This window comes from Streptomyces sp. NPDC090741, from assembly GCF_044769045.1.
Classification (GTDB): domain Bacteria; phylum Actinomycetota; class Actinomycetes; order Streptomycetales; family Streptomycetaceae; genus Streptomyces.
On sequence record NZ_JBIVXF010000002.1, the window covers coordinates 859,975 to 882,343 of the forward strand.

Consider the following 22,369-nt stretch of genomic DNA (forward strand, 5'->3'; position numbering starts at 1 on the left):
TTCCGACGAAAAGGCTCCCGAGGGGGGAACACCATGATGAGGAAGACGAGTCGGTGGCGCATGGTGGTGGCATTGACGGCCGCCATGGTGGCGATGGCCGTGCCGGCAGGTTCGGCGCAGGCCGCCGAGCGCACCGCGCCGCCGCCGATGGCGGACGGGTTCGGCCTGACCCAGGTGGACACGGCGACAGGCGGGCCCACCAACTTCTACATCACCGTGACCACGCCGGAGGTCACGGGCAAGCACCACATCAAAATCATTCTGCCGAGCGGCTACTACGACGACCCGGCCAGGCGCTATCCGGTGCTGTACTTCCTGCACGGTTCTCCTGACGACCCGGTCCGGCAGAACTATCCGGCGCTGACCACCTCGGACCAGATGATCACCGTCATTCCGGACGGCGGCGCTCGGGGCTGGTACGCCAACTGGCTCAACCAGAGGACCCAGGCCGGTGCCCAGAACTGGGAGAACTTCCACCTCAAGCAGGTGATTCCGTTCATCGACGCGAACCTGCGGACCATCGCCACCAAGAAGGCCAGGGCCGTCGCGGGCGTCTCCATGGGCGGGTTCGGGGCCCTCCACTACGCCCAGGTCCGTCCCGACCTGTTCAGCCAGACCGCGTCCCTGTCGGGGGACATCGACCTGTCGGTCCGGTCCATGGACCTGCGGATGGCCGTCGTCGCCTCCCTCGTCGCCTACGAGCCCGGCGTGGACAGCGACGCCGTGTTCGGCTCCCCCTACCCGGTGTTCAACGCCGACTGGAGGTTCAACGAGGTGGACCCGGCGGCGCACATGAACAAGCTCACGGGGGTCGGGGTCTCCATCTACGTGGGCAACGGACGCGGAGACGTCACCGACTTGGAGTTCTGGGTCGAGAGCGCGTCCAAGCACGTGAAGGACAGCATGGACGCCCTGGGCATGCCCTACTACTACGTCGACTACGGCGACGGTTCCGCCTGGGGCACCCAGTGCAACGGCGGCCACAACGCCGGCTGCTGGGAACAGGATCTCCGGGACCTGATCCCCAGGCTGGAACGGTCCTTCGCCTCCTGAATTCCTGCCGGGATCAGCCGGTGCAGGTGATGGAGAAGGGGACCGGGTTGGAGGTGGTGTGGGTGGGGCTCTGGAGTTCCACGGCCATCCCGGTGGTCAGGGTGCCGGCCTTCGCGTAGGTCGTCAGGCGCACCGTGTCGTGTCCCGTGGGATTGGCCTTGTCCCCGATCGACATGGTGCGCCAGTGCGGATCCACGACCGAGCCGTCGCCGGACACCCAGCGGTAGGAGATCAGGGTCGGCTCGGACGCGGTGAAGGTCGCGGTGAACGCCGGGGCCTGGCTCGCGGGGGTCGGGCAGCGGCCGGTATAGGTCGTGTTCGCGCCCGCGACCGACATGCGTACACCCGAATCGGGCGCGCTGTCCTCGTCGTTGCCGGTGAGGGCGTAGGCCAGCCCGGCGGCGCCCAGTACGCAGGCGGCCGCGCCGGCCGCGACGAAGGCCGCCGTACGGCGCTTGCGGGGCGGGACGGTGGGTTGGGACGCGGCGGCTACTGCCGCGACGGCTACTGCCGCGACGGGTACGGGCGCGGCGGTTTCTGTCGCGACGGGTACGGGAGCGGCGGGTGCCGGCGCGGGGACCGGTGCCGCCGCCGTGGCCGGTTCCACGGGAGTCGGCAGGATGCGGCCGGCCGTCGTGGTGGCGTCCGGTTCGTGGGCGATCTCCCGCAGGGCCTCGGCGACCTGGGCGGCGGGGGTCCGCTCGGCGGGCTCCTTGCGGAGCAGCCCGGCGATGACCGGGGCGAGCGGGCCGGCCCGGGTCGGCACCGGAGGTTCCTCGTCCACGACGGCCCGCAGTGTGCTCAGCGCGGTGTCCTGCCGGAACGGGGAGACCCCCTCCACGGCCGCGTACAGCATCACGCCGAGCGACCACAGATCCGACTCGGGGCCCGAGGAGCGGCCCAGCGCCCGCTCCGGCGGCAAGTACTCGGGGGAACCCACCACTTCGCCGGTCATGGTCAGGGCGGTGCTGCCCTCGACCATCGCGATGCCGAAGTCGCCGAGCACCACCCGCCCGTCCTCGGCGAGCAGCACGTTCGCCGGCTTCACGTCCCGGTGCTCCACCCCGACGGCATGCGCGGCGCGGAGCGCGCTCAGCACCTCCGCGCCGATGTGCGCGGTGTGCCGCGGGCTGAGCGGCCCCTCGGCCCGCAGCAGATCGGCCAACGACTGTCCGCGGATCAGTTCCATCACGATCCAGGGCCGGTCGTCGTCCATGACCACGTCGTGGACCGTCACCACGTTGCGGTCGGGTATCCGCGCCGCCGCCCACGCCTCCCGCTCCAACCGGCTGTACATCCGCGCGATGTCGCCGGCCCGCAGCCCGGCCGGGGCGCGTACCTCCTTGACGGCGACTTCGCGGTCAAGGGTCTCGTCGCGGGCCCGCCACACGGTGCCCATACCGCCCTCGCCGAGCCGGGACAGCAGCCGGTAGCGGCCCGCGATCAGCCGTTCCCCGCCCGGTGCACCCGGCATGGCCGCGAGCGCGGCCTCCGTCACGGTCTCGGTTTCCTCGTTGTACATGGGGGCGGTTCTCCCTCTCAAAGCCGTTCGACGTGAGCATCACGTACGGGCCGGGCCCCGAGTTCAGCCGGGTGCGAGAAAATTTTCGAAAGATGGTTGAACCGAACACCTTCTCGATGGCGTGTTGCAGTCGTAGGAAGAGTCGGCAACGTTGCTTTCAAGGAGTGTGCAGTGCCATCGGTCATCGTCGGGCGCACGGGTCCCTTCACCGGGCAGAGCGTGGTTCTGGGCAGTGAGCCCCTCAGCTTCGGGCGCAAGAGCGACAACGGCGTCGTGATCGTCAGCCCCAGCGCCTCCCGGCTGCACGCGGAGATCCTCGCGGAGGACGCCGGGTTCGTCCTCTACGACAGGGACAGCCGGAACGGCACCTTCGTCAACGACCAGCGCGTCAACCGGCACGTCCTGCGCCCGAACGACTGCGTCCGGATCGGCGACGAAACGTTCCTCTATGAGGCGCAGGACTCCATGGAGACGGTCATGGACCTCTCCCTCCTGGACGTCCCCCGGCCGATCGCCGCAGACCCCGGCACGCTGCGGGTCACCATCACCGGCGGCGGCCCGGTGGGCCTCGCCTTCGCCCTGGCGCTCGACGAGATGCTGCCCGGCCGGACCGCCATCACCCTCTACGACGGGCGCTGGACCAGGAAGGGTCCCGAGATCGTCTGGAAGGACGAGACCCAGGGCAACTTCCGCCGTCAGCAGGTGGTGACCGTCCAGAGCCGGCAGTACCTCGCCCTGTCCGAGGAGGTGCTCTCCGCGCTGTTCGACGACGGGGGCGCCTACTCCGAGATGTGGCCCGTCGGCCCGGACTCCGTCGACGGCCGCCCGCCCCGCAACATCCGGATCGCCCGCATCGAGGACCGGCTGCTGGCCCTGGCGAACCGGCGATCGGCGATCCGCCTGGTTCCGAAGCGTTTCGACGTGGAGGAGCAGCAGAACCGGCTCACCCAGGAGCACGTCCTGGTGGTCTGCGAGGGCGGCCGCTCCCGCACCCGCGAGCACTACGCCGACCGCTTCGGCGCGGCCGACGCCTCCATCTACTCCCTGGACGGCGAGCACCTCCAGGACATCGTGCTGGGGCTGCGCGTCAAGTCGAAGCTGCCGGACCCGATGAGCGTGCTGCTCACCGTGTCGCAGAACCGGTTCCTCCTCAACTCGCTGCGCGGCGAGGGCTTCCTGAACATGCGGCTCACCCGGGAGGAGGCCAAGAACGTCATCGGCATCGACCCGGTCCGCCAGGTCTTCGAGGAGTGCATCGCCACCCGCCCCTGCCTGATGAGCCGGCAGGAGGAGGACAACGAGTTCCGCTGCCCCACCCACGGGACCCTCTTCCTGCCCGCCCTGCTGCGCAGTTCCCCGCTGTGGAAGGAGATCCGGCAGGGCCTGAACCTGTTCGGCGTGGCCGAGGACGACCTGTCCGCGATCACCTCGTTCCGGCTGGACATGGTCCAGCGCCCTCGGTTCACCGCGCAGCTGCACCGCCCGACCGCGACCAGCCCCGGCACGTACGGCTTCCTGCTGGGCGACGCGGCCAACGCCATCCACTTCTGGCCGGGCCGCGGCCTCAACAGCGGTCTCGCCTCCGCCACTTCACTGGCCCGCTCGCTCAGGCGCGCCTGGCAGGGCAAGCCGCTGCGGGACGCCGACTTCATCCGGCACGAGGCCGCGATGTCCATGCTCCAGTACCGCCACAAGAGCCGGGCCTGGAACGCCATGGTGACCACCGACGAACAGGGTGTCACCCGAGCCATCAAGGACATCATCGCGCGCAGCGCGGAGGCCGGCGCCGGCCTCCGCGCCGGTGCCGCGGCGGCCGGTGACGATGCCGTGGACGGAAGCGACCTGGACGCGCTGCTGGAGCGGATGGCCGGGATCCGGGACCGGCTGGGCGCGCGGCTGCCCGGCCTGCCCACGGACGAGGAACTCCGCACCCACCTGGCCTCGATCGCCCCCGCCACCCTGCGCACCCTGTGGGAGAGCGGCGCCTGGGACACCCTGATCGTCGGAGGCGAGGAAGCCGACATCGACCTCTTCTACCAGTCGGATTCCCCGGTCTTCGTCCCCCGCCCGACCGACCCCCGGGCGCTCCCGCTGCCCAGAGACGGAGCAGTCGCACACTGATTGGTAACAGCTGTTACCATCGGGGCATGGCGAAAACACAGCTGGGTGCCCGAGTCGATGCGGACATCGCGGAACTCGCGAAGAAGCGCGCCGCCGACCTGGGCTTGAGCATCGGTGACTACCTCGCACGCCTCGTGCAGGACGACGCCAGCGGACTGCGAGCCCGGGCGGTGGACGCCGCCGCCCGGTTCCTCGCCGAGCACCAGGGCGTCTTCGACGAGGCCGAGGACGCCCACCAGGCTTCTCCGGGGGCACGTGCCGCCTGATGGAACTGCACATCGACGTCGCCTGGATCCTGCAGGTCGCCGAAGCGGCCGGGGTGGGCGACCCGGCCCCGGACGACTACGGCGTGCCCGTCTCGGCGGTCGCCCGCCACCGGGCCGAGCTGTTCGAGCAGCCGCTGTACGACGGCCCCTACGCCAAAGCGGCGGCCCTCGTCCACACCCTCGGCCGCTGCCGCTGGCTGGAGCGCTCCAACCTGGCCGTCGCGGCGGCCACCGGCGTCATGTACCTCGAAGCCGCGGGAATCCGGGTCAAGCCCACCCGCGACGACGCCATCGCCCTCAAGGACCTCCTCCTCAGCCCCGCCTGCTCCGCCGGCAAGATCTCCGCGCTGCTGCGGACCTGGCCAACCGCCACCTGACGCCGCCGCTGCCCCTCAGCGCAGTACGGCCGCCAGCAGGTCGGTACCCAGCGCCGTCACGTCGGGCAGATTGAGGGTGTAGCGGACGTAACGACCGTGCCGCCGGGCCGTGAGCAGCCCCGCGCCGCGCAGGACGGCGAGGTGCCGGGAGACCTCCGGGGGCGAAAGCTCCCAGGCGTGGGCCAGCTCGCCGTTGGTGTGCGGGCCGCGGGCCAGCGTACGCAGCAGCCGCAGCCGCACCGGATGTGCCAGCGCCTCCAGCCGTAGCGTGACCGTCTCCAGCGATACGGGCCCCGACGGACCCGGCTCGGCCACGGGGTACTGCACCACCGGCTGCCACCCGGGCGCATGGACCACCACCAGGTGCGGGCTGGCGAAGACGCTCGGGATGAAGGTGACCCCGGTGCCGTGGGCGGCGGTCGCCTTGTCCTGCAGCTTGTCCACGATGATGCAGTCGCCGTCTGGTGCCAGGGTGACGGAGCCGGAGACCGACGTGAGTGCCGCCGCGACACCCTGGTGCTTCAGCAGGTCGTTCTTCAGGCGCAGATCGGTGGCGAGCCGTACGGCGGCGTCCGTCCAGGCGGCATCGAAGAAGGCCTCGGCGCACTGTTCGAGGGTGCGCCGCACCCGCGCCCGTACGGCGGCCGGGTCCGCCAGCAGCCGTTCGGCGAAGGCCTCTTGCCGTGCGCCGCGCGCCTGGGCCAGCTCAAGGGCACGCTCGCGCGCGGTCGCGTCGGTGAGCGGTGACGGCGTGGCGAAGTGGACCCGGTTGCCGCCACAGGTGGTGACGAGCGCGGCGGTCACGTACGTCTCGTCGTCGATCCGGTCCACGTCGTCCAACTCCTCGGCGAGGGTCGGCCGAGGGCGGGCGGGGAGCAGGAAGTCGGCCTGTGAGGAACGCCAGAGGAACTCCGCCTCCCGCAACCGCTCGGCCAGCTCCGGCCGCAGCCCGGCCCAGACACCCGCGGCCCAGCCGGCGAGCTGCGGATGATGCCCGGGTTCGGCCAGTACGTGCAGCATCGCGGTCAGCTCGGCCAGCGGGGAGGCGGCGAACCGCAGCCGCTCGGACGGCAGCCCGCCGATGTCGATCCTCAACGTCATCCCCTCAGCATCGCTGACCGGGAGGCCGCCGACGACGTCGCTTGACGGTGTCCGTCAACCGACGCGGTCGGCCAGGTGGCCGCACGCACGGTTGACGCCATGGCAACCCTCACCAAGATCCGTCCCCGCGCCCTCGTCCGCGCCTCCGCAGACCCCCGCCATGCCGTCGCCCTGCCCGTGGACGCGCTCGGCACCGCCCCTCGCCCCGCCCCACGTCCTGGGACGCACCCTCGCCCGCTCCGAGCTCTCCACGGGCTTCGGCCTCGCCGTCTCCCCGGCGGCCATCACCGCCCTCGCTCCCCACGGCCCGGCCGCCTTCTGGGGCACCCTCGCCACGGCAACCCTCCTCTCCGCCTCGGCCGTCGCCCCCGCGACTTCCGTTCCCTTCCCACGACCTCAGCGGGTGCGGGTGGCGGGGAGCTGCTCTAGCGTCGATGGGAGGGGGAGGGAACGGAAGCCATGCTGAGCGGGTCCGCTGCGGAGCCCGGCTCCTCGGGCCGCAGGCCCGGCCGCGTGTGCTCGGCGCCGTTCCTGCGCGGATCCGACACCAACCGGTCCCGGGCCGCGCGACGACCCCGGAGAGCAGGTGCGTCCCATGCGCGCGTCGACCCGTATAGCAAGCGTCCTCACCGGCCTGACCCTCGCGGTCGGTGGTGTGGCCTTCACGGCCCCGGCCGCCGGGGCCGCCCCGGCGGACGTCACGGCCTGCATCAACCAGGTGGAGCGGGAGCTTCACGGTGGCGAGGCCACGGACTCCGTCCGGATGGCCTGTTACGTCGGACTGACCGGAGACCAGCAGCACTGTGTGACGGGTCTGACCGCGGGCGGCGTGACCAACGGGACCGCGGTGACCGCCTGTCGGGTGGCCCCCGAGTAGACGCGGTCGATGCGAAGGCCGACGCGGTGGAGCGATGCCCGAACCGGCGGGTGACGGCCGTGCTTCTGTGCGTCGGTCACAGGCTCGTGAGGAGGTCCTCGAGCGGGGCCGGCACCCGTCCGGGGTCGAGGGCCTCCACCAGGAGACGGCCGTAGCGGATCTTGCGGCCCTTCTTCGTGCCGAGGAAGCGCCGCAACTGCCGCTGCCGGGGCCGACCGTCGTGTGCGGGCTGGCGCAGGAAGGTCTGCCAGGCACGCAGGTCGCCCTCGACCCGGATGATCTCCTCGACCGTCCCCGTGCCGAGCGCGCGGATGAGCTCGTCCTCCAGGTCCGCCGCGCACACGAAGAATCCCGCGCCGTTCGCCCCGGCCCGCTTCAGGCCGCGTTCGTAGTACGGCTGTTCCCTCTCGTCGCACAGCCCTGTCAGGCGCAGGCCGAGTCCGGGCGGCCCGAGAAGGCCGGCGTAGCGGCCGACGTTCATCGCCCCGCCCATCGACACGACGCACACCCCTTCGGCGGCCAGGTCCCGGCCACGCCGTGCTGCGAGCGCCTCGATCGCCGCCAGGTCACTCAGCCCTTCCAGCAGCACCGCCGTCCGCAACCCCAGCCGCACTGCCAGCTCACCCGCCGGTCCGCCGGGCCCACCGGCCGCCCAGCGGCCGACCGCCTCCCGGAACGCCCACATGTCCACCATGGAGGGAGTCTGCACTTCCGGAGACCGGCACGGCTCGGAATTACGGACCAGGGCGCCTGCTGAGACGTCAGAGCGCCGCCCCGCCCCGCCCCGGCCCGCAGATCGCGGCCGTACCGGCGTGCGGAACGGATCTCCGGCAGGGAGGATGAGGATTGTGCAGGACAGACGGAGCGCTGCCGGGGAGTCCTACGGGGAGTCCTGCTACGGTGCTCCGGCCGAAACCGGTGGGCCGAACGGAACCCCGCCGGGGGAGTCCGGCCGCCGAGGCGAGGCGCCGAAGCAGACCGTCGCGCTCGCGGCCATGCTCTTCGCGGTGGCGATGGTCTTCATCGACCAGACGATCGTCAGCATCGCCGCCCCCAGCATCGTCGAGGAACTCGGCCTCTCGTCCTCCGGACTGCAACGCGTGGTCAACGCGTATCTGCTCGCGCTCGCCGCGTTCTTCGCGCTCGGCGGGCGCCTCGCCGATGTCCTCGGGCACCGCCGGATGGTGGTGGCGGGCACCCTCGTCTTCGTCATCTCCTCCGTGCTGTGCGGCTCGGTGCCGTCCGGAGACTTCGCCCAGAGCTGGCTCGTCATCTTCCGTGCCACCCAGGGTGTGGGTGCGGCGCTGGTCTTCCCCGCCGCCATCGCCGTGGTCGTCGGCGTCGTCCCCGTCGGCAGACGCGGCCGGGTGCTGGCCCTGTTCTTCGTCCTCGCGGGCGCGCTCACCGCCATCGGACCGCTGCTCGGCGGCTGGCTGACCTCGTGGACCTGGCGGGCCGTCTTCTGGATCAACGTCCCCGTGGCCGTCCTCGCGCTCGTCCTGACCGCCCTCGCCCGCATTCCCGACGCCCGGCGGCGCGAACGTCTCGACGCGCCGGGCGCCGTACTCGTCGCCACCGGTATGGCACTGAACGTCTTCGGGATCCAGCAGTCGGCCACCTGGGGCTGGAGCAGCCTCGCCACCTGGGCGTGCGTGATCGGCGGGCTCCTCGTCCTCGGGCTCTTCTGCTGGTACGAACTGCGCACCGATGAGCCGCTCATCAAGCTGCGCGTCTTCCGCGACCGGGCGTTCACCGCCGACGCCCTGGTGCTCTTCTTCTCGATGCTGGCGTTCATCCCCGTGTTGTTCTTCGCGTCGGTGTACGCGCAGATCTCGCTCAGCTCATCGCCCCACCAGGCCGCGCTCTACGTGCTGTACTTCTTCGCCGGCTACGGCCTCTCCGCCCAGTGGGGCGGCCGGATCCTAGACAAGCACGGTGCCCGGCCCACGATGAAGCTGGGCACAGCGCTCGCCTGCGCGGGATTCGCCCTGTGGGCGTGGAAACTGACGGACCTGTCGGCCCACGACCAGTGGCCCTACGCCTGCCTCGCCGGAGCCGGCATGGGCCTCGCGCTCTCCCCGGCCTCCACCGACGCCGTGAACCGGGCGATCGACGCCTCGTACGGCGAGGTCACCGGCATCACCCAGACCGTACGCAACTACGCGGGAGCCGTGGGCATGGCGGTGTTCGGCACGCTCCTCACCCATGTCACCACCAGCCGGGTCGCGGAGACACTCGCCGCGAAGGGCCTGCCGGAGGGGGAGGTCCAGGGTGCGGCCCACGGTATCGCCGAAGCGGTCATCGGCCACCCGGACGACCGCGCGCCCACCGACGGCGGACCGACCGCCACGCTGATGCGGAGCTCCTTCCAGGCCATCCACATGGACTTCGCCGAGGCCAACCAGTGGGTGTTCTACGGGATGGCCGTCGCGCTGGGGCTGGCGTGCCTGTGCACCTTGCTGCACCCGGGGACACGGGTGACGGGCGAGAACACGGAGACGGAAGGGGCCACGCAGGAGCGGACGCGCCCCTGAGCACTCCGCCCCGTCATCGGCCGCGGCTGCGGCTGCGGTACGAACGCCGCGTGGAGAAGGCGATGTACGCCCCGAAGCAGATGACCCACACGACGCTGGGCCACGCGGCGATCCGCTCGAACAGACCTTGGACGTAGGGATCCGGTCTGAGCGCCGTGAGCGTGGCCGAGATGATGGACGTGACTCCGCACAGGATGCCCGCCGCGCCCCAGTACGGCCGGTCCGCCTGCCGGAGCATGCCTCCCAGCAGCAGTACGCCCACGGCCCCGCAGAAGAAGCAGGTTCCGGCGGACAGCAGATGTACGGCCGGACGGAGGTTGTAGGGATTGAAGCCGGTCGACACGAGTCCCACTCCGCTGACGGCCAATACGCCGAACGCCAGGTTCCGGAGACGGTCCGGCGGGAAGACCACTGCGTTGAGCAGCGCGCCCAGGATGAGGCAGACCCCTCCCACGATCCAGGCGACGTCGGCGGCCTCGTGCCAGGGAGAGCAGAAGCGGAACCCCCCGATGAGACCGCATCGGGTATCGCCGAGCGCCGAGATGATGTGCTCCGCCAGGTTCTGACTCGAAGCACGCGGCAGGACGACGGCGTTGTTCACCACGAAGATCTGGGCCAACGAAGCCCACAGGAGGCCTCCGGCCGCGAGACTCCTCGAAGCCGTGAAGGTGAGTTCGCGCATGCCGCCACTTGCTGTCGGGCGAGTCGTTGAAAGCCGTCGCGGCCACGACAGGAGGTACGACCGCGCAGCGCCAGTATGTCCCGCCCCGGTCTGGCGCAGGCTGATGCCTGCGCGGCGAGTCGCCACTTGGGCGGACGGGCGCTGGACAGGCGCGTCACGGAGGCGGGGAATACAGTGGGGATGTACGTCCTGCGCTCACCCCAGGCTGTGTCGGCCGCCCGTGTAGGGGCCCGGCGAGGGACCAGCCCAGACGGGACTTTGACGGCACGGCCTACGGGGCGACACGGATTTCGCCCGTGGGCCGCGCGCCCGGTAGACCGCCCGGGGCCGGGCCACCCGTCCGGGAGGCTGACCATGACCCGCCACTTCCGACGGCGGGCGCTCAGGGCTACACGTACGGCTACAACCAGGCGTACGCCAAGTCCGCAGCCGCCAACAAGGCCGCGTGCGACGCGATGAACAAGCCGCAGGCGCCCAAGCCGCCGCAGCAGACCCAGCAGAGCATGGCGGCCGCCGGCCAGGCCGCAGGCGAGACCTGGGGGCGCGACGAGGGCAAGGCCTGCGTGACCGCACGCACCCACGCCCGCCTGATCCCGCCGAAACAGCCCGACGCGCTGATCCTCGCGTACCAGAACGGCTACGCGGTCGGCTACGACACCGCGTACGACGAAGCGTTCCGCCAGAACTGCCTCAACAAGTAGCGCCTCAAGCTCAGTAGGTGACGCTGATCCGGCGCGCCCGGCCGTCCACCCGTATGCGGCCCCCGACGGGGACCACGAGTTGGGGATCGGTGTGGCCGAGGTCGACGTCGAACACCGCCATGGTGTCGGGGGCGTACTGCTGGAGGGCTCGCAGCACGGCCTCGCGCTGGTGCCGGCGGTAGCGGGCCCTCTCCGTGGGGCCCAGCGGGTTCTCGAACGACCAGGCCTTGGCCCTGCCCATCAGGAGTGCGGGGAACTGCTGGAGCAGCCCGCGTTCGCCCATGTTCCGCAGGATCCGGTAGACCTCTTCGGCGTGCGGCATGTCTTCGGACGTCTCCAGGAAGAGCACGTTGCCGGCGTAGGCGCCGACCGGCAGTACGGCGCGGTCGGCCATCAGCAGCCAGGAGATGATCTCCAGGTTGCCGCCCCAGCCGATCCCTTCGACGACGTGGTCACCGTTGTGCCAGATCCAGCCGCCGGCGGGTTCCGTCTCGGGTTCGGACTCGAAGGTACGCGGGTCCTCCCAAGGCCGGTTGACGTCGCCGAAGGCGTCGGCCGGGGTGAGTTCGTACGCTCCTGAGGTGAACAACGCCGCCCTGAGGGAATCCGCGGTCAGCGGGTGCAGCGCGCCGGGGCGTCCGAGCTCGACCATCACCGAGCCGCCGTGGTATCCGACGATGCCCGCGTTCCGCAGGAACAGCAGCAGGTTGGTGTTGTCGCTGTAGCCGAAGAACGGCTTGGGCTTTGGTCAACCGCTCCCGTACCCCGCCGCCACCAGGCCCGATTCGTATGCCGCGATGACCGCCTGGGCGCGGTCGCGGACGCCCAGCTTCGTGAAGATGCCGGTGATGTGGTTCTTGACCGTGGAGACGCTGATCTCCAGGTCCCCGGCGATCTCCGCGTTGTCGAACCCGGTCGCCAGCAGCTGCCAGATCTCCAGCTCGCGCGGTGTGAGGCCGGCCGGGGCCGTCGCCGCCGGGCGCGGCCGGGCGGGGGAGGAGGCCCGTACATAGGTGGAGATCAGCCGGGTGAGCAGTCGGGGAGCGACGGCGGCCTCGCCGGTGTGGACGGTGTGGATCGCTGCGATGAGCTCCTCCGGGGAGACGTCCTTGGGGAGGAAGCCGTACGCGCCCGCGCGCAGTGCGGCGACCACGTACTCGTCCATGTCGAAGGTACTGAGAGCCAGAACGCGGGATTCCGGCAGCGTCCGCGCCAGCTCCCCGGTGGCCTGGACGCCGTCGAGGACCGGCATCCGGATGTCCATGACGACCACGTCGGGCCGCAGCTCGTGGGCCAGGGCGACGGCCCGGGCGCCGTCCTCGGCCTCGCCCACCACCTCGAACGCCGGGTCGGGCGCCAGGATCAGCGCCAGGCCCCGCCGTACCAGCGGCTGGTCGTCGGCTATGAGCACACGGATCATCCGCGTCGGTCCTCTCGCTGTCCCCCCGGGTCGCCTGCCGGGAGCCTGGCCGCCACCCTGAATCCGCCGCCGTCGCACGAGCCGGCCTCCAGGGTGCCGCCTTGCAGTGCGACGCGTTCCCGCATTCCGATCAGACCGTACCCGCTGCCGGCGCCGGGCCGCGAAGCCCCCGGCCGCGAAGCCCCCGCCCTGGCGCCGCCCGCGCCCTCGTCCCGGATCTCCACCTCGACGCCGTCCGGACCGTAGGTCAGCCGTACGTGGGCCCGCGCACCGACGGCGTGCTTGCGGGCGTTGGTCAGTGCCTCCTGGACGATCCGGAACACCGTCAGACCGACGGTCGGCGGCAGCGGGCGGGCCGTCCCCCGTACGGTGAACTCGGTGGGCGTACCCGCCAGCCGGGACTCGGTGATGATCCGGCCGAGGTCCCCGGTCCCGGGCTGCGGCGCCGGCGGGACCTGCTCCGGTTCCTCTCCGGCCCGCAGGACGTCGAGGAGTTGCCGCATCTCCCGCAGCGCCATCCGCCCGGAGTCCTCCAGGGTGACCAGCGCCTCGCGGGCCGCGCCCGGGTCGTGCGCCAGGTTGGCCCGGGCGCCGCCGGCCATCAGCTGCATGGTGGTGATGTGGTGCGCGACGATGTCGTGCAACTCGCGGGCGATCCGGCGGCGTTCCTCGGCCACCGCCCGGTCGGCCAGCAGGGTGCGCCTGGCCTCGGCCTCCTGCTGCCAGTGCCGCACCACCAGTCCGGTGCCGACGACGAGCACCACCGCGACCGTGTTGCCGAGCAGGCCCGTCAGGACGGACGAGTCACCGTAGCCCCCGCTGATCATCGTCACCGGCACGGTCGCCACGGCGGCCGCCGCCGTGACCGCCGTGCTGCGCAGGCGGGTCACGGTGTACAGCGCGACCATGTAGGCGGCGGAGAAGTGCGGGCCCTGCGGCGTGGTCAGGTTCAGCGCCGCGCCGAGGGCGAGGACGGCGCAGAGCACGGTCACCGGCCGGGTCCGACGGGCCAGCAGACAGGGTGCGGCCAGGACCACGAGGACGAGAGCCCACACGCTGAGGGGCCGGCCGTCGTCCGCGGCGCCGAGCGAATAGCCGATCAGGTCGTTCACGGCCGCCCCGATGGCCACGAGCGCGTCATTGCGGCTCCAGTCGAAGACCGGCCCGCGCGCCTTGCCCCGGCCGCTCTCGCCGAAGCCGCCCGCGACCCCGGCTCCGCCCCCGCCCGTCTCCTCGGCCCGGTCCTGAATCCGTATCGGCATTGCTTGCCGGTCCCCCTCCGCCACCGGCCCGCCGGATCCCGACCGGAGCGCCGCAGTTCGCGTACGGGATCCATTCTCGCAGCGGTGGGAGAGGCAGCCCTGAGCCCGAAGGCGGAGGACGGACCAGGACCGTGGTCCTGGTCCGGGCAGTGCGCCGGACCCTGGTCCCGAGTGCGGGTTCCTCCCAGGTCAGGACGTTTCCCGGCGCGGGCGCTGATGAGCTGGACAACGTCCGGGAACCCCCCGGTCGATCGAGTTACGGAGGCCCCTGTGATCCGCGCCCTGACCGGCTTCGCCACCCGAAGTCCCTGGAAGGTCATCGCTCTCTGGGCGGTGCTGGGCATCGCCATGACCATCCTCGGCCAGGCGTTCGTCTTCCGCACCACCCAGCCCAGTACGGGCGAGTTCCTGCCCACCACCTACGATTCGGCGGCCGCGCTGAAGGTCGCCGAGGAGCACTTCGGCGTCAGGCCCGACGCCAATCCGCTCACCATGCTGGTGGCCCGGGCGGACGGGACGAAGCTGTCCGAGTCCGACGAGCGGCTGATCGACGCCGAGGCCGCGAAGCTCGCCCGGCGCGAGGTGGCGATGCCGAAGACGGCGGAAACGCCGCCCTTCACGCAGGACCGTTCGCAGGTCCCCCGGATCAGCCCGGCGATGACGGCGCCCGACCGGACCTTCCGGCTGCTATCGGTCGAACTGACCGGCAATCCCTTGGATCCCGGGATGCAGGACCTGTACCGGGCCTTCCGGGACCAGGCCCGGGCCGAGTTCGCCGAGGCCGGGCTGCGGACCGGGTTCACGGCCGGGCTCGCGGACAGCGTGGACACCGCCGACGCCGAGAAGACCCGTTCGACGGTCGTCGGCAGCGCCATGCTCGCGGTGATCGTGCTGCTGCACGTGCTGGTGTTCCGCAGCGTCCTCGCGGCGCTGCTGCCGCTGCTCGTGGTGTCGGTGATCGGCGGCGCGGCCGCCGGTGTGGTGGTCGCGTCCTCCCTGCTCACCGGCGTCCAACTCGACGCCTCCACGCCGCAGTTGATCAGCGTGGTGCTGATCGGGATCGGCATCGACTACTTCCTCTTCCTGCTGTTCCGCTTCCGCGAACAACTGCGCAGCCGGCCCGACCAGACCGGGCGCGCCGCGGCCGCCGAGGTAGCCGGCCGGGTGGGTACGGCGATCACCTCCGCGGCGCTGACGATCGTCGCCGCGTTCTCCACCCTCGGGGTCGCCTCCTTCGGCCAGTTCCGGGTGCTCGGCCCGGCCATCGCCGTGTCCGTACTGGTGATGCTGCTGGGCAGCCTCACCCTGATGCCGGCGCTGCTGGCCGTCACCGGGCGGAAGATGTTCTGGCCCTCGCGCGACCTGCGCCGCGAGCCCCCGGAGGGGATGGCCGGGAGGATGGGCCGCCGGGTGGCGACGCGTCCGGCGATCATGGCGCTCGCCTCACTGGCGCTGCTCGGCGCGCTGGGGGCGGGCCTGGCAGGGATGCACACGGACTACGGACAGGGCGGCTCGGGGGACAGGGATACGGCGGCGGCGCGCACGGCGGCCGAGATCTCGCACGCCCTGCCGGCCGGGGTGTCGGACCCGACCACCGTGTTCGTCACCGCCTCCGACGGCGGCAGGCTCGACACCCGAGTGCTGGGCGGACTGTCCAAGGCGCTCGCAGCGGTCGACGGTGTCGGCCAGGTCGCCCCGGCCGTACCGAGCGAGGACGGCAGGGCGGTGCGGATCGACCTGTTCCTGACCGCCGATCCGCGGGGACAGCGGGCCCGCGACCTGGTGTCCGGACCGGTCCGGGACGCGGTGGTCGCGCACCGGCCCGACGGTACGGAGGCGCACGTGGGCGGCACGGCCGCGATCTTCGCCGACATCTCGTCCGCCGTCTCCGGCGACCTGAAGGTGGTCTTCCCGGTGGCCGCGGGCCTGATCTCGCTGATCCTGCTCCTGCTCCTGCGGAGCCTGCTCGCACCGCTGATCCTGATGATCTCCGTCGGCCTGGGCTTCGCGGCGACGCTCGGCGCCTCGGCGCTGGTTTCCCAGAACCTCCTGGACCGGCCGGGGGTGAACTTCATGCTGCCGCTGGTGCTGTTCCTGTTCGTGGTCGCCCTGGGCACCGACTACAACATCCTCATCAGCGACCGGATACGGGAGGAGATGGAGAAGCCCGGCCCGGCCCGGGCGGCCGTGGCCCGGGCGGTACGGCACACCGCCCCGGCCATCGCGACGGCGGGCCTGGTCCTGGCCGCCTCGTTCGGAAGCCTGGCCGTCAACCCGAATCCGGGCACCCAGGAGATCGGCTTCGCGACGGCGCTCGGGATCATGCTGTCGGCGTTCGTCCTGTCGATCGTGCTGGTTCCGGCGCTGGCCGCGCTGCTGGGCCGGTCGATCTGGTGGCCGGTACGGCCGCGGCGCACCGAGCACACCGCCGGGCACGCGGGCGGGCACGGGCAGACCGGGCGCGCCGACGGCCAGGAGCGGCCCGTTCCGGTGGGCTGAAGGGGCGATCAAGCAGTCCGACGGGCCGTCGCCGCCCGATCGCGGTGACGGCCGGCGTGGCCCGTCAGGCGCGGCTCGGCGTCGGCTCCGGCTCCGGGTCGGAGGCAGGGGCTGCCGCGTGGCGGGGGAGCAGCAGGGGGGTCGCCAGCAGGAGTACGCCGGCCAGGCCGATGGCCGTGCGCGGGCCGAGCAGGCCGCCCAGTACGCCCCAGACGGCGGTCAGGACCGCGGTCGAGACCTTGGTCGTCACCGCCCAGGCGGACAGCGTACGGGCGACCCGGTCGGGCGCGGTGAGCCGGAGGCGGCAGGTGGCGTGGACGGGGTTGAAGACCCCGCAGCAGAAGATGAGCCCGAGCTCGACGCCCATCACCAGCAGCAGCCCTCCCGCACCCGGCCCCAGGAAGGCCAGGCCGACGGGCCAGAGCGCGCGCAGTGTCCCGGCCGCGACCAGGACCCGGTGCTGTCCGAACCGGATGACGAGCGGCCGGGCCAGCCGCGCACCGAGCAGCCCGCCGACCGAGGGCGCGGCGAAGGCGAGGCCGTACTCCCACGGTGCGAACCCGAGCCGGCCGAGCATCAGGACGGCCAGCAGCGGCTGGGCGGCCATCACCAGGCCGTTGAACAAGGCGGTGTTGAAGAACAACTGCCGCAGCACCCTGTCGGCGAGGATGTACCGCCACCCGTCGAGCAGGTCCCCGGCCCGCATGCGCGTGCCCTCCCGGCGCTCGGGCCGCGGCTCGTGCCCGCCGATCGCGCGGATGCCCAGGGCCGAGAGCAGGTAGCTGACCGCATCGGCCACCACCGTCACCACCGGACCGAGGAGTCCGATCGCCGCGCCGCCCAGCGGCGGTCCGATGATCGTGGTCGTCCAGGCCGTGGACTCGAACCGGGCATGGGCGACGAGCAGGTCCTCGGCCGGCAGCAGCGTCTTCAGGTAAGCGCCCGAAGCGCTGCGGAAGGCGATGTCGGCCGCCGCGACGACGACCGAGACCAGCAGGAGCTGAAGGAACGTGAGCACGCCGAGCGCGAACGCGGCGGGGATCGTCAGCAGCGCCGCGAACCGTACGAGGTCCATCGCGACCAGCACCGGCCGCTTGCGGCGGAACTCCACCCACGGGCCGAGCGGCACCGCCACGGCGGCGCCCACCGCAGCCCCCACGGAGGCGAGCGCGGCGACCTCGGCCGGCCCGGCGTGCAGCACCTGGATCGCGATCAGCGGGAAGGCGCCGAAGGCGAGCCACGTGCCGAGGGCGCTGGTCCCGTACGCTCCCCAGAGCCACCCGAACCGCCGCCCCAGCCGATGCCCGTTCCTCACGCCCGCCGCCCCTCGCCATCCACCCGCCCACCCGCACAACCATTCCGCGTTCGGAATCATCAAAGCGAGCACCACGACCAGGAATCAAACAACCGCGGCGTCATCGGCCACAACCAACGGTTGTACGCCTAGGGTGTCGGCATGGACCTCGACACCGTCCGGACCTTCGTCGCCGCCGCCGACACGGGCCGGTTCCAGGAGGCCGCCGCCGAGCTGGCGGTCACCCAGCAGGCCGTCTCCAAGCGCATCGCCGTGCTGGAGCGCGACCTCGGCGTGCGGCTGTTCACCCGTACTCCGCGCGGCGCCCAGCTCACCATCGACGGCCAGGCGTTCCTGTCCCACGCACGAGAGCTGCTGCGCGTCGCCGAGCGCGCGGTCGCGTCCGTGCACACCGCCCGCCGCCCGCTGCGCGTCGACATCATCGCCTCGCGCGGCGCCGCGTCGGGCCTGATGCGCGGCTTCCACCGCGCGCACCCCGACATCGACCTGGACGTGCTCATGCTGTTCCAGATCGAGACGGCCCTCGCCGCCATCCGCTCGGGTGAGATCGATGCGTCCTTCCGCGCCGTCGCCGCGCCCGGCCGCCCCCTTCCCGACGACATCGAATCCGTCCGGGTCCTCGACGAGCCGCTCCAGCTCCTCATCGGCCCCGCCCACGCGCTGGCGGGCGCCCGGTCGGTGCCCCTGGCCCGGCTCGCCGGGCACCGGATCTGGATGCCCGGCATCGTCCCCGGTACCGAGTGGGCCGCGTACTACGACGACCTCGTCGCCGAGTTCGGCCTCACCATCGAGGCCACCGGCCCCAACTTCGGCTCCGACGCACTCCTCGACACCGTCGCCGACACCCCGGCCCTGGCCACCTTCATGGGCGGACACACCCGCCTGGTCTGGCCCGCCGGCCACGGCCTGCGCCGTATCCCGGTGACCGACCCGACACCCGTCTACCCGCACTCGCTCCTCTGGCACCGCGACAACCCCCACCCGGCCCTGGCCACCCTCCGCGCCCACCTCGCCGCCACAACCCCCGGGGGCCCCGAAGCCGCCGCGACCTGGTCACCGAGCTGGGCGAGCCCGGCCCGATCCGTAAGACAGGCCTAGCGCTGCGGGAGGTCCCTGACGAACACCATGCCGTCGCTGCCCGCCAAGTGGGCCGGGTCAAAGGGGGCGTAGCCGAACCAGGGGGGACACGCGGGGCACGGGCCGCGTGCCGCCGAGGGCGCTGGCCAGCCGCGTGGTGTCGATGACGCAGCGGTCGTCCGGGAGCGCGTACAGGATCCCCTCGACGGTGTCCGGCGGCGGCGTGTCCACTCCCTGGTGCCGGATCGTGCCGAGGGCCGTGGCCACGAAGGCGTACTCCTCGCCCAGCTGCGCGCTCACCAGCGCACCGGCGCTCCACCACTCCACCGGCCCCTGCCACATCTGCATCGCGCTCTTCTCCCGCTGGAGATGCGAGTTGTGGGCATGGACGAGTGCCGGGCCCCTGGCGGCGACGGCGAGCAGGTTGTGGGCCATCATCAGATCCCGCAGCGCGCACAGCCGCGCCATGCGGGCCGGTGAGTCGTCGGCCGTCCAGTAGTGGTAGCGCAGCAGGCCGGTCGCGGTGCGCCCGTACAGGCGCGCCCGGTCCCAGTCCTCCCGCGAGGAGGCGGCGAGCAGGTGCGGGGTCTGCGCTTCGAGGAGCGCCACCAGATCGTCGGCGAGCAGCCGCAGCCGACCGGCATCGGCCGACTGTCCCACGGACCGGGCCGGGTCCATCATCGCGGCGGGATCGGTCCACCGGTCGTCGGTGCCGAGCAAGCGGTCGAGCGTTTCCGCGGTGCAGGGGAGCAGATCCGCGTCCACCCGGGTCGAGAGGTAGCCGTGGAGCGCGGTGAGGGGCTGCCGTGGGCCCGCGGCGCCCGTGATCTCCAGCGGGCCGTCGAAGCCGGCGAAGCGGAGCCGCTCGGACGCCGGCCGACCGTCGTTGTGGTCGCGCATCCAGCGCACGAGGTCGCGGTTGGCCGCGGAGGTACCCCAGCCGTGGCTGAAGCCGTGCTCCATGGCCTCGTCGAGAGTGCCCGTGCCCGAGGTGACGTAGTCGTCCACGACCAGGCCCGTCAGACAGTCGCTCTCGATCGCGATGGTCCGGTAGTCCTCCTGCTCGACGAGCTGTCGGAAGATCGCGTTGCGCAGGTCGAGCAGAGCGTCCTCGCCGTGGGTGGGCTCGCCCAGGGCGAGCAGCCGGGGCCGGGTCGGGAGCAGCCTCATGACGGCCGCAGCCTCGACGGCGCGGGCGCTGTCCTTGATGTCAGTAGCCATGCCTTCAACGGTATCTTTGAACCTTCGGTTGAAACCTTCCCGCGATATCTTCGGATTCATGCGGCAAAACCTTCAAACCGGCGAACGGCTCAGGCCGGTCGATCTGGCGCGCGAGCACGGTCTGTCCACGCAGGCGATCCGGAATTACGAGGAGGCCGGCATCCTTCCGGCCGCCGGTCGCACACCCCACGGCTACCGCACCTACACCTCGCTGCACGCGGCGGCCCTGCGCGCGTTTCTCGCCCTCGTGCCCGGCCACGGCCACCGGACGGCGACATCGATCATGCGCGCCGTGAACCAGGGCGCGGACGACGAGGCGTTCCGCCTCATCGACGAGGGCCACGCCCAGCTGCTCGACGACCGGCGGACCCTCCAGGCAGTGGAGAGCGCCCTGCTCGACCTGGAGCCCACCGCGGCGCCCGAGCCCGGCGACATGTTCATCGGGCTGCTGGCAGAGGCGCTCGGCGTCCGGCCCGCCACGCTGCGCAAATGGGAGCGCGCCGGGCTGGTGCGCCCGCGCCGGGACCCGCTGACCGGGTACCGCGTCTACGACGAGGCCGACGTACGGGACGCCCGGCTCGCCCACCAACTCAGGCGGGGCGGCTACCTGCTGGAGCAGATCGCCCCGCTGATCGCCCAGGTGCGCAACGCCGGCGGCCTGGAGCCGCTGGAGGCCGCACTGGGCGACTGGCGCGCCCGGCTGTCCGCCCGCGGGCGGACGATGCTGACCGGGGCCGCGGAACTGGAGCCGTACCTCCGCAAGCTCTCGCACCACCGACAACTCATCTCGTCTTGACAAATTATTTTGTCGGTCGGATCCTGGAACGGTGCTGGACGTCGCTGTGATCGAAGAACCCGCCGCGGCCGAGGCCTCCCTGGACCCGATGCGGTCCCGGATCCTCGCCGCCCTTGCCGAGCCCGGCTCGGCCGCCATGGTGGCCGTCCGCCTGGGGTTGCCCAGGCAGAAGGTCAACTACCACCTCAAGGAGCTGGAGCGTCACGGGCTGGTCGAGCTCGCCGAGGAACGGCGCAAGGGCAACGTCACCGAGCGGATCTACGCCGCCACCGCCGCTTCCTACGTCATCTCTCCCAGTGCCCTGGCCTCCGTCAGCCCGGACCCCGCCCGGTCCCGGGACCAGCTCTCGGCCCACTGGCTGCTGGCGCTGGGGTCCCGGCTGGTGCAGGAGGTCGGCGCGCTGGTGACCGGCGCGTCCCGGGCCCGGCGGCGGGTCGCCACCTTCGCCATCGACGCGGAGGTGCGGTTCGCCACCGCGGCCGACCGGATGGCGTTCGCGGACGAGCTGACCCAGGCCGTGACGGCCCTGGTCAGCCGCTACCACGACGAGACCGCCCCACAGGGCCGCAGCCACCGGGTGATCGTCGGCCTCCACCAGATCCCCGCCGCGCCGCCCGGCACTCCCGGGAGCAGGGCCGAACCGCAGCAGAATGCCGGGACGACCGGGACGACCGGGACGACCGGGACGACCGGGACGACCGGGACGACCGGGGCCACCGGGACGACCGGGGGGACCCGAGAACACGGATCCGAAGTACGACAGGAGAACCCGCGATGACGCACCCTTTCGAGATCGAGCAGGAGACGATCCTGCCGGCGAGCCCCGAACAGGTCTGGGAGGCGATCGCCACCGGACCGGGGATCGACTCCTGGTTCATGGGGCGCAACGAACTGGAGCCGCGCGTGGGCGGCACCGCCGCCATGGACACCGGCGGCAACCGGGAGGAATCCCAAGTCACCGCCTACGAACCGGGCAAACGCCTCGCCTCCCGCACCGCCACCGCCGCCGACGGCCGCTTCATGGCCTTCGAGTACTTGATCGAGGGACGCGACGGCGGCAGCACCGTCCTGCGCGTCGTCCACAGCGGCATGCTCGGCGACAACTGGCAGGACGAGTACGACGCACTGCGCCGCGGCTGGCCCTTCCACCTCCACACGCTCCGCGAGTACCTGGCCCACTTCCCGGGGCGCACCGGAGCCCCGGTCTTCGCCATGGCGCCCACGGGAGAGCGGCCCGCGCAACAGGTCCGGGCGGCCCTCGTCCGCGGGCTGTCGCTGCCGAGCCCGGTCGTCGTGGGGGCGCGGGCGTACGCCGTGCCGGACGGTCTGCCTCCGGTGGACGGCGAAGTGACCTGGGCGGACGACGAACGCTTCGAGGTCCGTACCACCGACGGTCTCTACACCTTCCACCACGGCCCCGGCATCGCGCTGATGTTCCATCACCTCTTCGGCCGGGACACCGACCGTGCCGAAGCCGCCTGGCAGCAGTGGCTGACCGGCCTCTTCACCTGACCATCGGCGCGCTCGGGAACAACGTGCAACGCC

General features: G+C 72.0%; 19 protein-coding genes and 3 pseudogenes. 13 read left to right on the forward strand and 9 right to left on the reverse strand.

The window, feature by feature from the left end:
• Nucleotides 1-33 precede the first annotated feature (33 nt).
• A complete protein-coding gene (locus ACIQU4_RS09080; protein WP_403727538.1) occupies nucleotides 34-1,053 on the forward strand; it encodes an alpha/beta hydrolase in 1,020 nt (339 codons plus the stop codon).
• Between the two features lie 13 nt (nucleotides 1,054-1,066).
• On the opposite strand, the gene ACIQU4_RS09085 is transcribed toward ACIQU4_RS09080, so the two are convergent.
• Nucleotides 1,067-2,527 carry a serine/threonine-protein kinase gene (locus ACIQU4_RS09085; protein WP_403727751.1) on the reverse strand — a complete coding sequence of 487 codons (1,461 nt, stop codon included), beginning with the start codon at nucleotides 2,525-2,527 and terminating at the stop codon, nucleotides 1,067-1,069.
• 219 nt (nucleotides 2,528-2,746) lie between these two features.
• Between ACIQU4_RS09085 and ACIQU4_RS09090 the strand changes: the two genes are divergently transcribed.
• From ACIQU4_RS09090 to ACIQU4_RS09100, 3 genes are read left to right on the forward strand one after another with little or no spacing between them, the layout of a single operon-like run.
• On the forward strand, nucleotides 2,747-4,696 hold the full coding sequence (locus ACIQU4_RS09090; RefSeq protein WP_403727540.1) for an FHA domain-containing protein: 1,950 nt from the start codon (nucleotides 2,747-2,749) through the stop codon (nucleotides 4,694-4,696).
• Nucleotides 4,697-4,722: 26 nt separating this feature from the next.
• Nucleotides 4,723-4,962 (forward strand): hypothetical protein, encoded by a 240-nt coding sequence (locus tag ACIQU4_RS09095; protein WP_403727542.1) that lies wholly within the window; start codon nucleotides 4,723-4,725, stop codon nucleotides 4,960-4,962.
• Nucleotides 4,962-5,339 carry a fic family toxin-antitoxin system, toxin component gene (locus ACIQU4_RS09100; RefSeq protein WP_403727543.1) on the forward strand — a complete coding sequence of 126 codons (378 nt, stop codon included), beginning with the start codon at nucleotides 4,962-4,964 and terminating at the stop codon, nucleotides 5,337-5,339. The genes ACIQU4_RS09095 and ACIQU4_RS09100 overlap by 1 nt, the downstream gene beginning before the upstream one ends.
• A gap of 15 nt (nucleotides 5,340-5,354) precedes the next feature.
• Here ACIQU4_RS09100 and ACIQU4_RS09105 read toward each other — a convergent pair whose 3' ends face one another.
• Nucleotides 5,355-6,440, reverse strand: coding sequence for a DUF5937 family protein (locus ACIQU4_RS09105; protein WP_403727545.1), 1,086 nt, complete (start codon nucleotides 6,438-6,440; stop codon nucleotides 5,355-5,357).
• A 199-nt stretch (nucleotides 6,441-6,639) separates the two neighbouring features.
• Here ACIQU4_RS09105 and ACIQU4_RS09110 point away from each other — a divergent pair.
• Together ACIQU4_RS09110 and ACIQU4_RS09115 are read left to right on the forward strand one after the other, a co-directional pair.
• A pseudogene (locus ACIQU4_RS09110) lies at nucleotides 6,640-6,906 on the forward strand (MFS transporter); the annotation flags it as partial.
• Nucleotides 6,907-7,035: 129 nt separating this feature from the next.
• On the forward strand, nucleotides 7,036-7,317 hold the full coding sequence (locus ACIQU4_RS09115; protein ID WP_403727547.1) for a hypothetical protein: 282 nt from the start codon (nucleotides 7,036-7,038) through the stop codon (nucleotides 7,315-7,317).
• A gap of 76 nt (nucleotides 7,318-7,393) precedes the next feature.
• Here the strand turns inward: ACIQU4_RS09115 and ACIQU4_RS09120 are convergent, their stop codons facing one another.
• Nucleotides 7,394-8,011, reverse strand: a complete 618-nt coding sequence (locus ACIQU4_RS09120; protein WP_403727549.1) for a TOPRIM nucleotidyl transferase/hydrolase domain-containing protein — start codon at nucleotides 8,009-8,011, stop codon at nucleotides 7,394-7,396.
• A 145-nt stretch (nucleotides 8,012-8,156) separates the two neighbouring features.
• On the opposite strand from ACIQU4_RS09120, the gene ACIQU4_RS09125 reads away from it, so the two are divergent.
• Complete coding sequence (locus tag ACIQU4_RS09125) at nucleotides 8,157-9,851, forward strand: MFS transporter (protein ID WP_403727550.1); 1,695 nt, start codon at nucleotides 8,157-8,159, stop codon at nucleotides 9,849-9,851.
• 13 nt (nucleotides 9,852-9,864) lie between these two features.
• On the opposite strand, the gene ACIQU4_RS09130 is transcribed toward ACIQU4_RS09125, so the two are convergent.
• Nucleotides 9,865-10,533 carry a DUF998 domain-containing protein gene (locus tag ACIQU4_RS09130; RefSeq protein WP_403727551.1) on the reverse strand — a complete coding sequence of 223 codons (669 nt, stop codon included), beginning with the start codon at nucleotides 10,531-10,533 and terminating at the stop codon, nucleotides 9,865-9,867.
• 296 nt (nucleotides 10,534-10,829) lie between these two features.
• Between ACIQU4_RS09130 and ACIQU4_RS09135 the strand changes: the two genes are divergently transcribed.
• A complete protein-coding gene (locus ACIQU4_RS09135; protein WP_403727553.1) occupies nucleotides 10,830-11,234 on the forward strand; it encodes a hypothetical protein in 405 nt (134 codons plus the stop codon).
• A gap of 10 nt (nucleotides 11,235-11,244) precedes the next feature.
• On the opposite strand, the pseudogene ACIQU4_RS09140 reads toward ACIQU4_RS09135, so the two are convergent.
• From ACIQU4_RS09140 to ACIQU4_RS09150, 3 genes and pseudogenes are all read right to left on the reverse strand, one after another.
• A pseudogene (locus ACIQU4_RS09140) lies at nucleotides 11,245-11,976 on the reverse strand (LD-carboxypeptidase); the annotation flags it as partial.
• 6 nt (nucleotides 11,977-11,982) lie between these two features.
• The gene (locus ACIQU4_RS09145) at nucleotides 11,983-12,654 is read right to left on the reverse strand and encodes a response regulator (RefSeq protein WP_403727554.1); all 672 of its coding nucleotides are present in this window, start codon (nucleotides 12,652-12,654) and stop codon (nucleotides 11,983-11,985) included.
• Nucleotides 12,651-13,916 (reverse strand): sensor histidine kinase, encoded by a 1,266-nt coding sequence (locus ACIQU4_RS09150; protein WP_403727556.1) that lies wholly within the window; start codon nucleotides 13,914-13,916, stop codon nucleotides 12,651-12,653. Before ACIQU4_RS09150 ends, ACIQU4_RS09145 begins: the two co-directional genes overlap by 4 nt.
• 270 nt (nucleotides 13,917-14,186) lie before the next feature.
• On the opposite strand from ACIQU4_RS09150, the gene ACIQU4_RS09155 reads away from it, so the two are divergent.
• Nucleotides 14,187-16,415, forward strand: a complete 2,229-nt coding sequence (locus tag ACIQU4_RS09155; RefSeq protein WP_403727557.1) for an MMPL family transporter — start codon at nucleotides 14,187-14,189, stop codon at nucleotides 16,413-16,415.
• A gap of 64 nt (nucleotides 16,416-16,479) precedes the next feature.
• Here ACIQU4_RS09155 and ACIQU4_RS09160 read toward each other — a convergent pair whose 3' ends face one another.
• A complete protein-coding gene (locus tag ACIQU4_RS09160; RefSeq protein WP_403727558.1) occupies nucleotides 16,480-17,730 on the reverse strand; it encodes an MFS transporter in 1,251 nt (416 codons plus the stop codon).
• 141 nt (nucleotides 17,731-17,871) lie between these two features.
• Between ACIQU4_RS09160 and ACIQU4_RS09165 the strand changes: the two genes are divergently transcribed.
• Nucleotides 17,872-18,828, forward strand: a complete 957-nt coding sequence (locus tag ACIQU4_RS09165; RefSeq protein ID WP_403727559.1) for a LysR family transcriptional regulator — start codon at nucleotides 17,872-17,874, stop codon at nucleotides 18,826-18,828.
• Here ACIQU4_RS09165 and ACIQU4_RS09170 read toward each other — a convergent pair.
• Nucleotides 18,825-20,028: pseudogene (locus ACIQU4_RS09170) on the reverse strand (erythromycin esterase family protein). The gene ACIQU4_RS09165 and the pseudogene ACIQU4_RS09170 overlap by 4 nt on opposite strands.
• A gap of 58 nt (nucleotides 20,029-20,086) precedes the next feature.
• Here ACIQU4_RS09170 and ACIQU4_RS09175 point away from each other — a divergent pair.
• Genes ACIQU4_RS09175 through ACIQU4_RS09185 form a run of 3 tightly spaced genes read left to right on the forward strand, consistent with a single transcriptional unit; the run spans nucleotide 20,087 to nucleotide 22,336 of the window.
• Nucleotides 20,087-20,824, forward strand: coding sequence for a TioE family transcriptional regulator (locus tag ACIQU4_RS09175; RefSeq protein WP_403727560.1), 738 nt, complete (start codon nucleotides 20,087-20,089; stop codon nucleotides 20,822-20,824).
• 31 nt (nucleotides 20,825-20,855) lie between these two features.
• Nucleotides 20,856-21,602, forward strand: coding sequence for an ArsR/SmtB family transcription factor (locus tag ACIQU4_RS09180; RefSeq protein ID WP_403727562.1), 747 nt, complete (start codon nucleotides 20,856-20,858; stop codon nucleotides 21,600-21,602).
• Complete coding sequence (locus ACIQU4_RS09185) at nucleotides 21,599-22,336, forward strand: SRPBCC domain-containing protein (protein ID WP_403727563.1); 738 nt, start codon at nucleotides 21,599-21,601, stop codon at nucleotides 22,334-22,336. Before ACIQU4_RS09180 ends, ACIQU4_RS09185 begins: the two co-directional genes overlap by 4 nt.
• Nucleotides 22,337-22,369 lie beyond the last annotated feature (33 nt).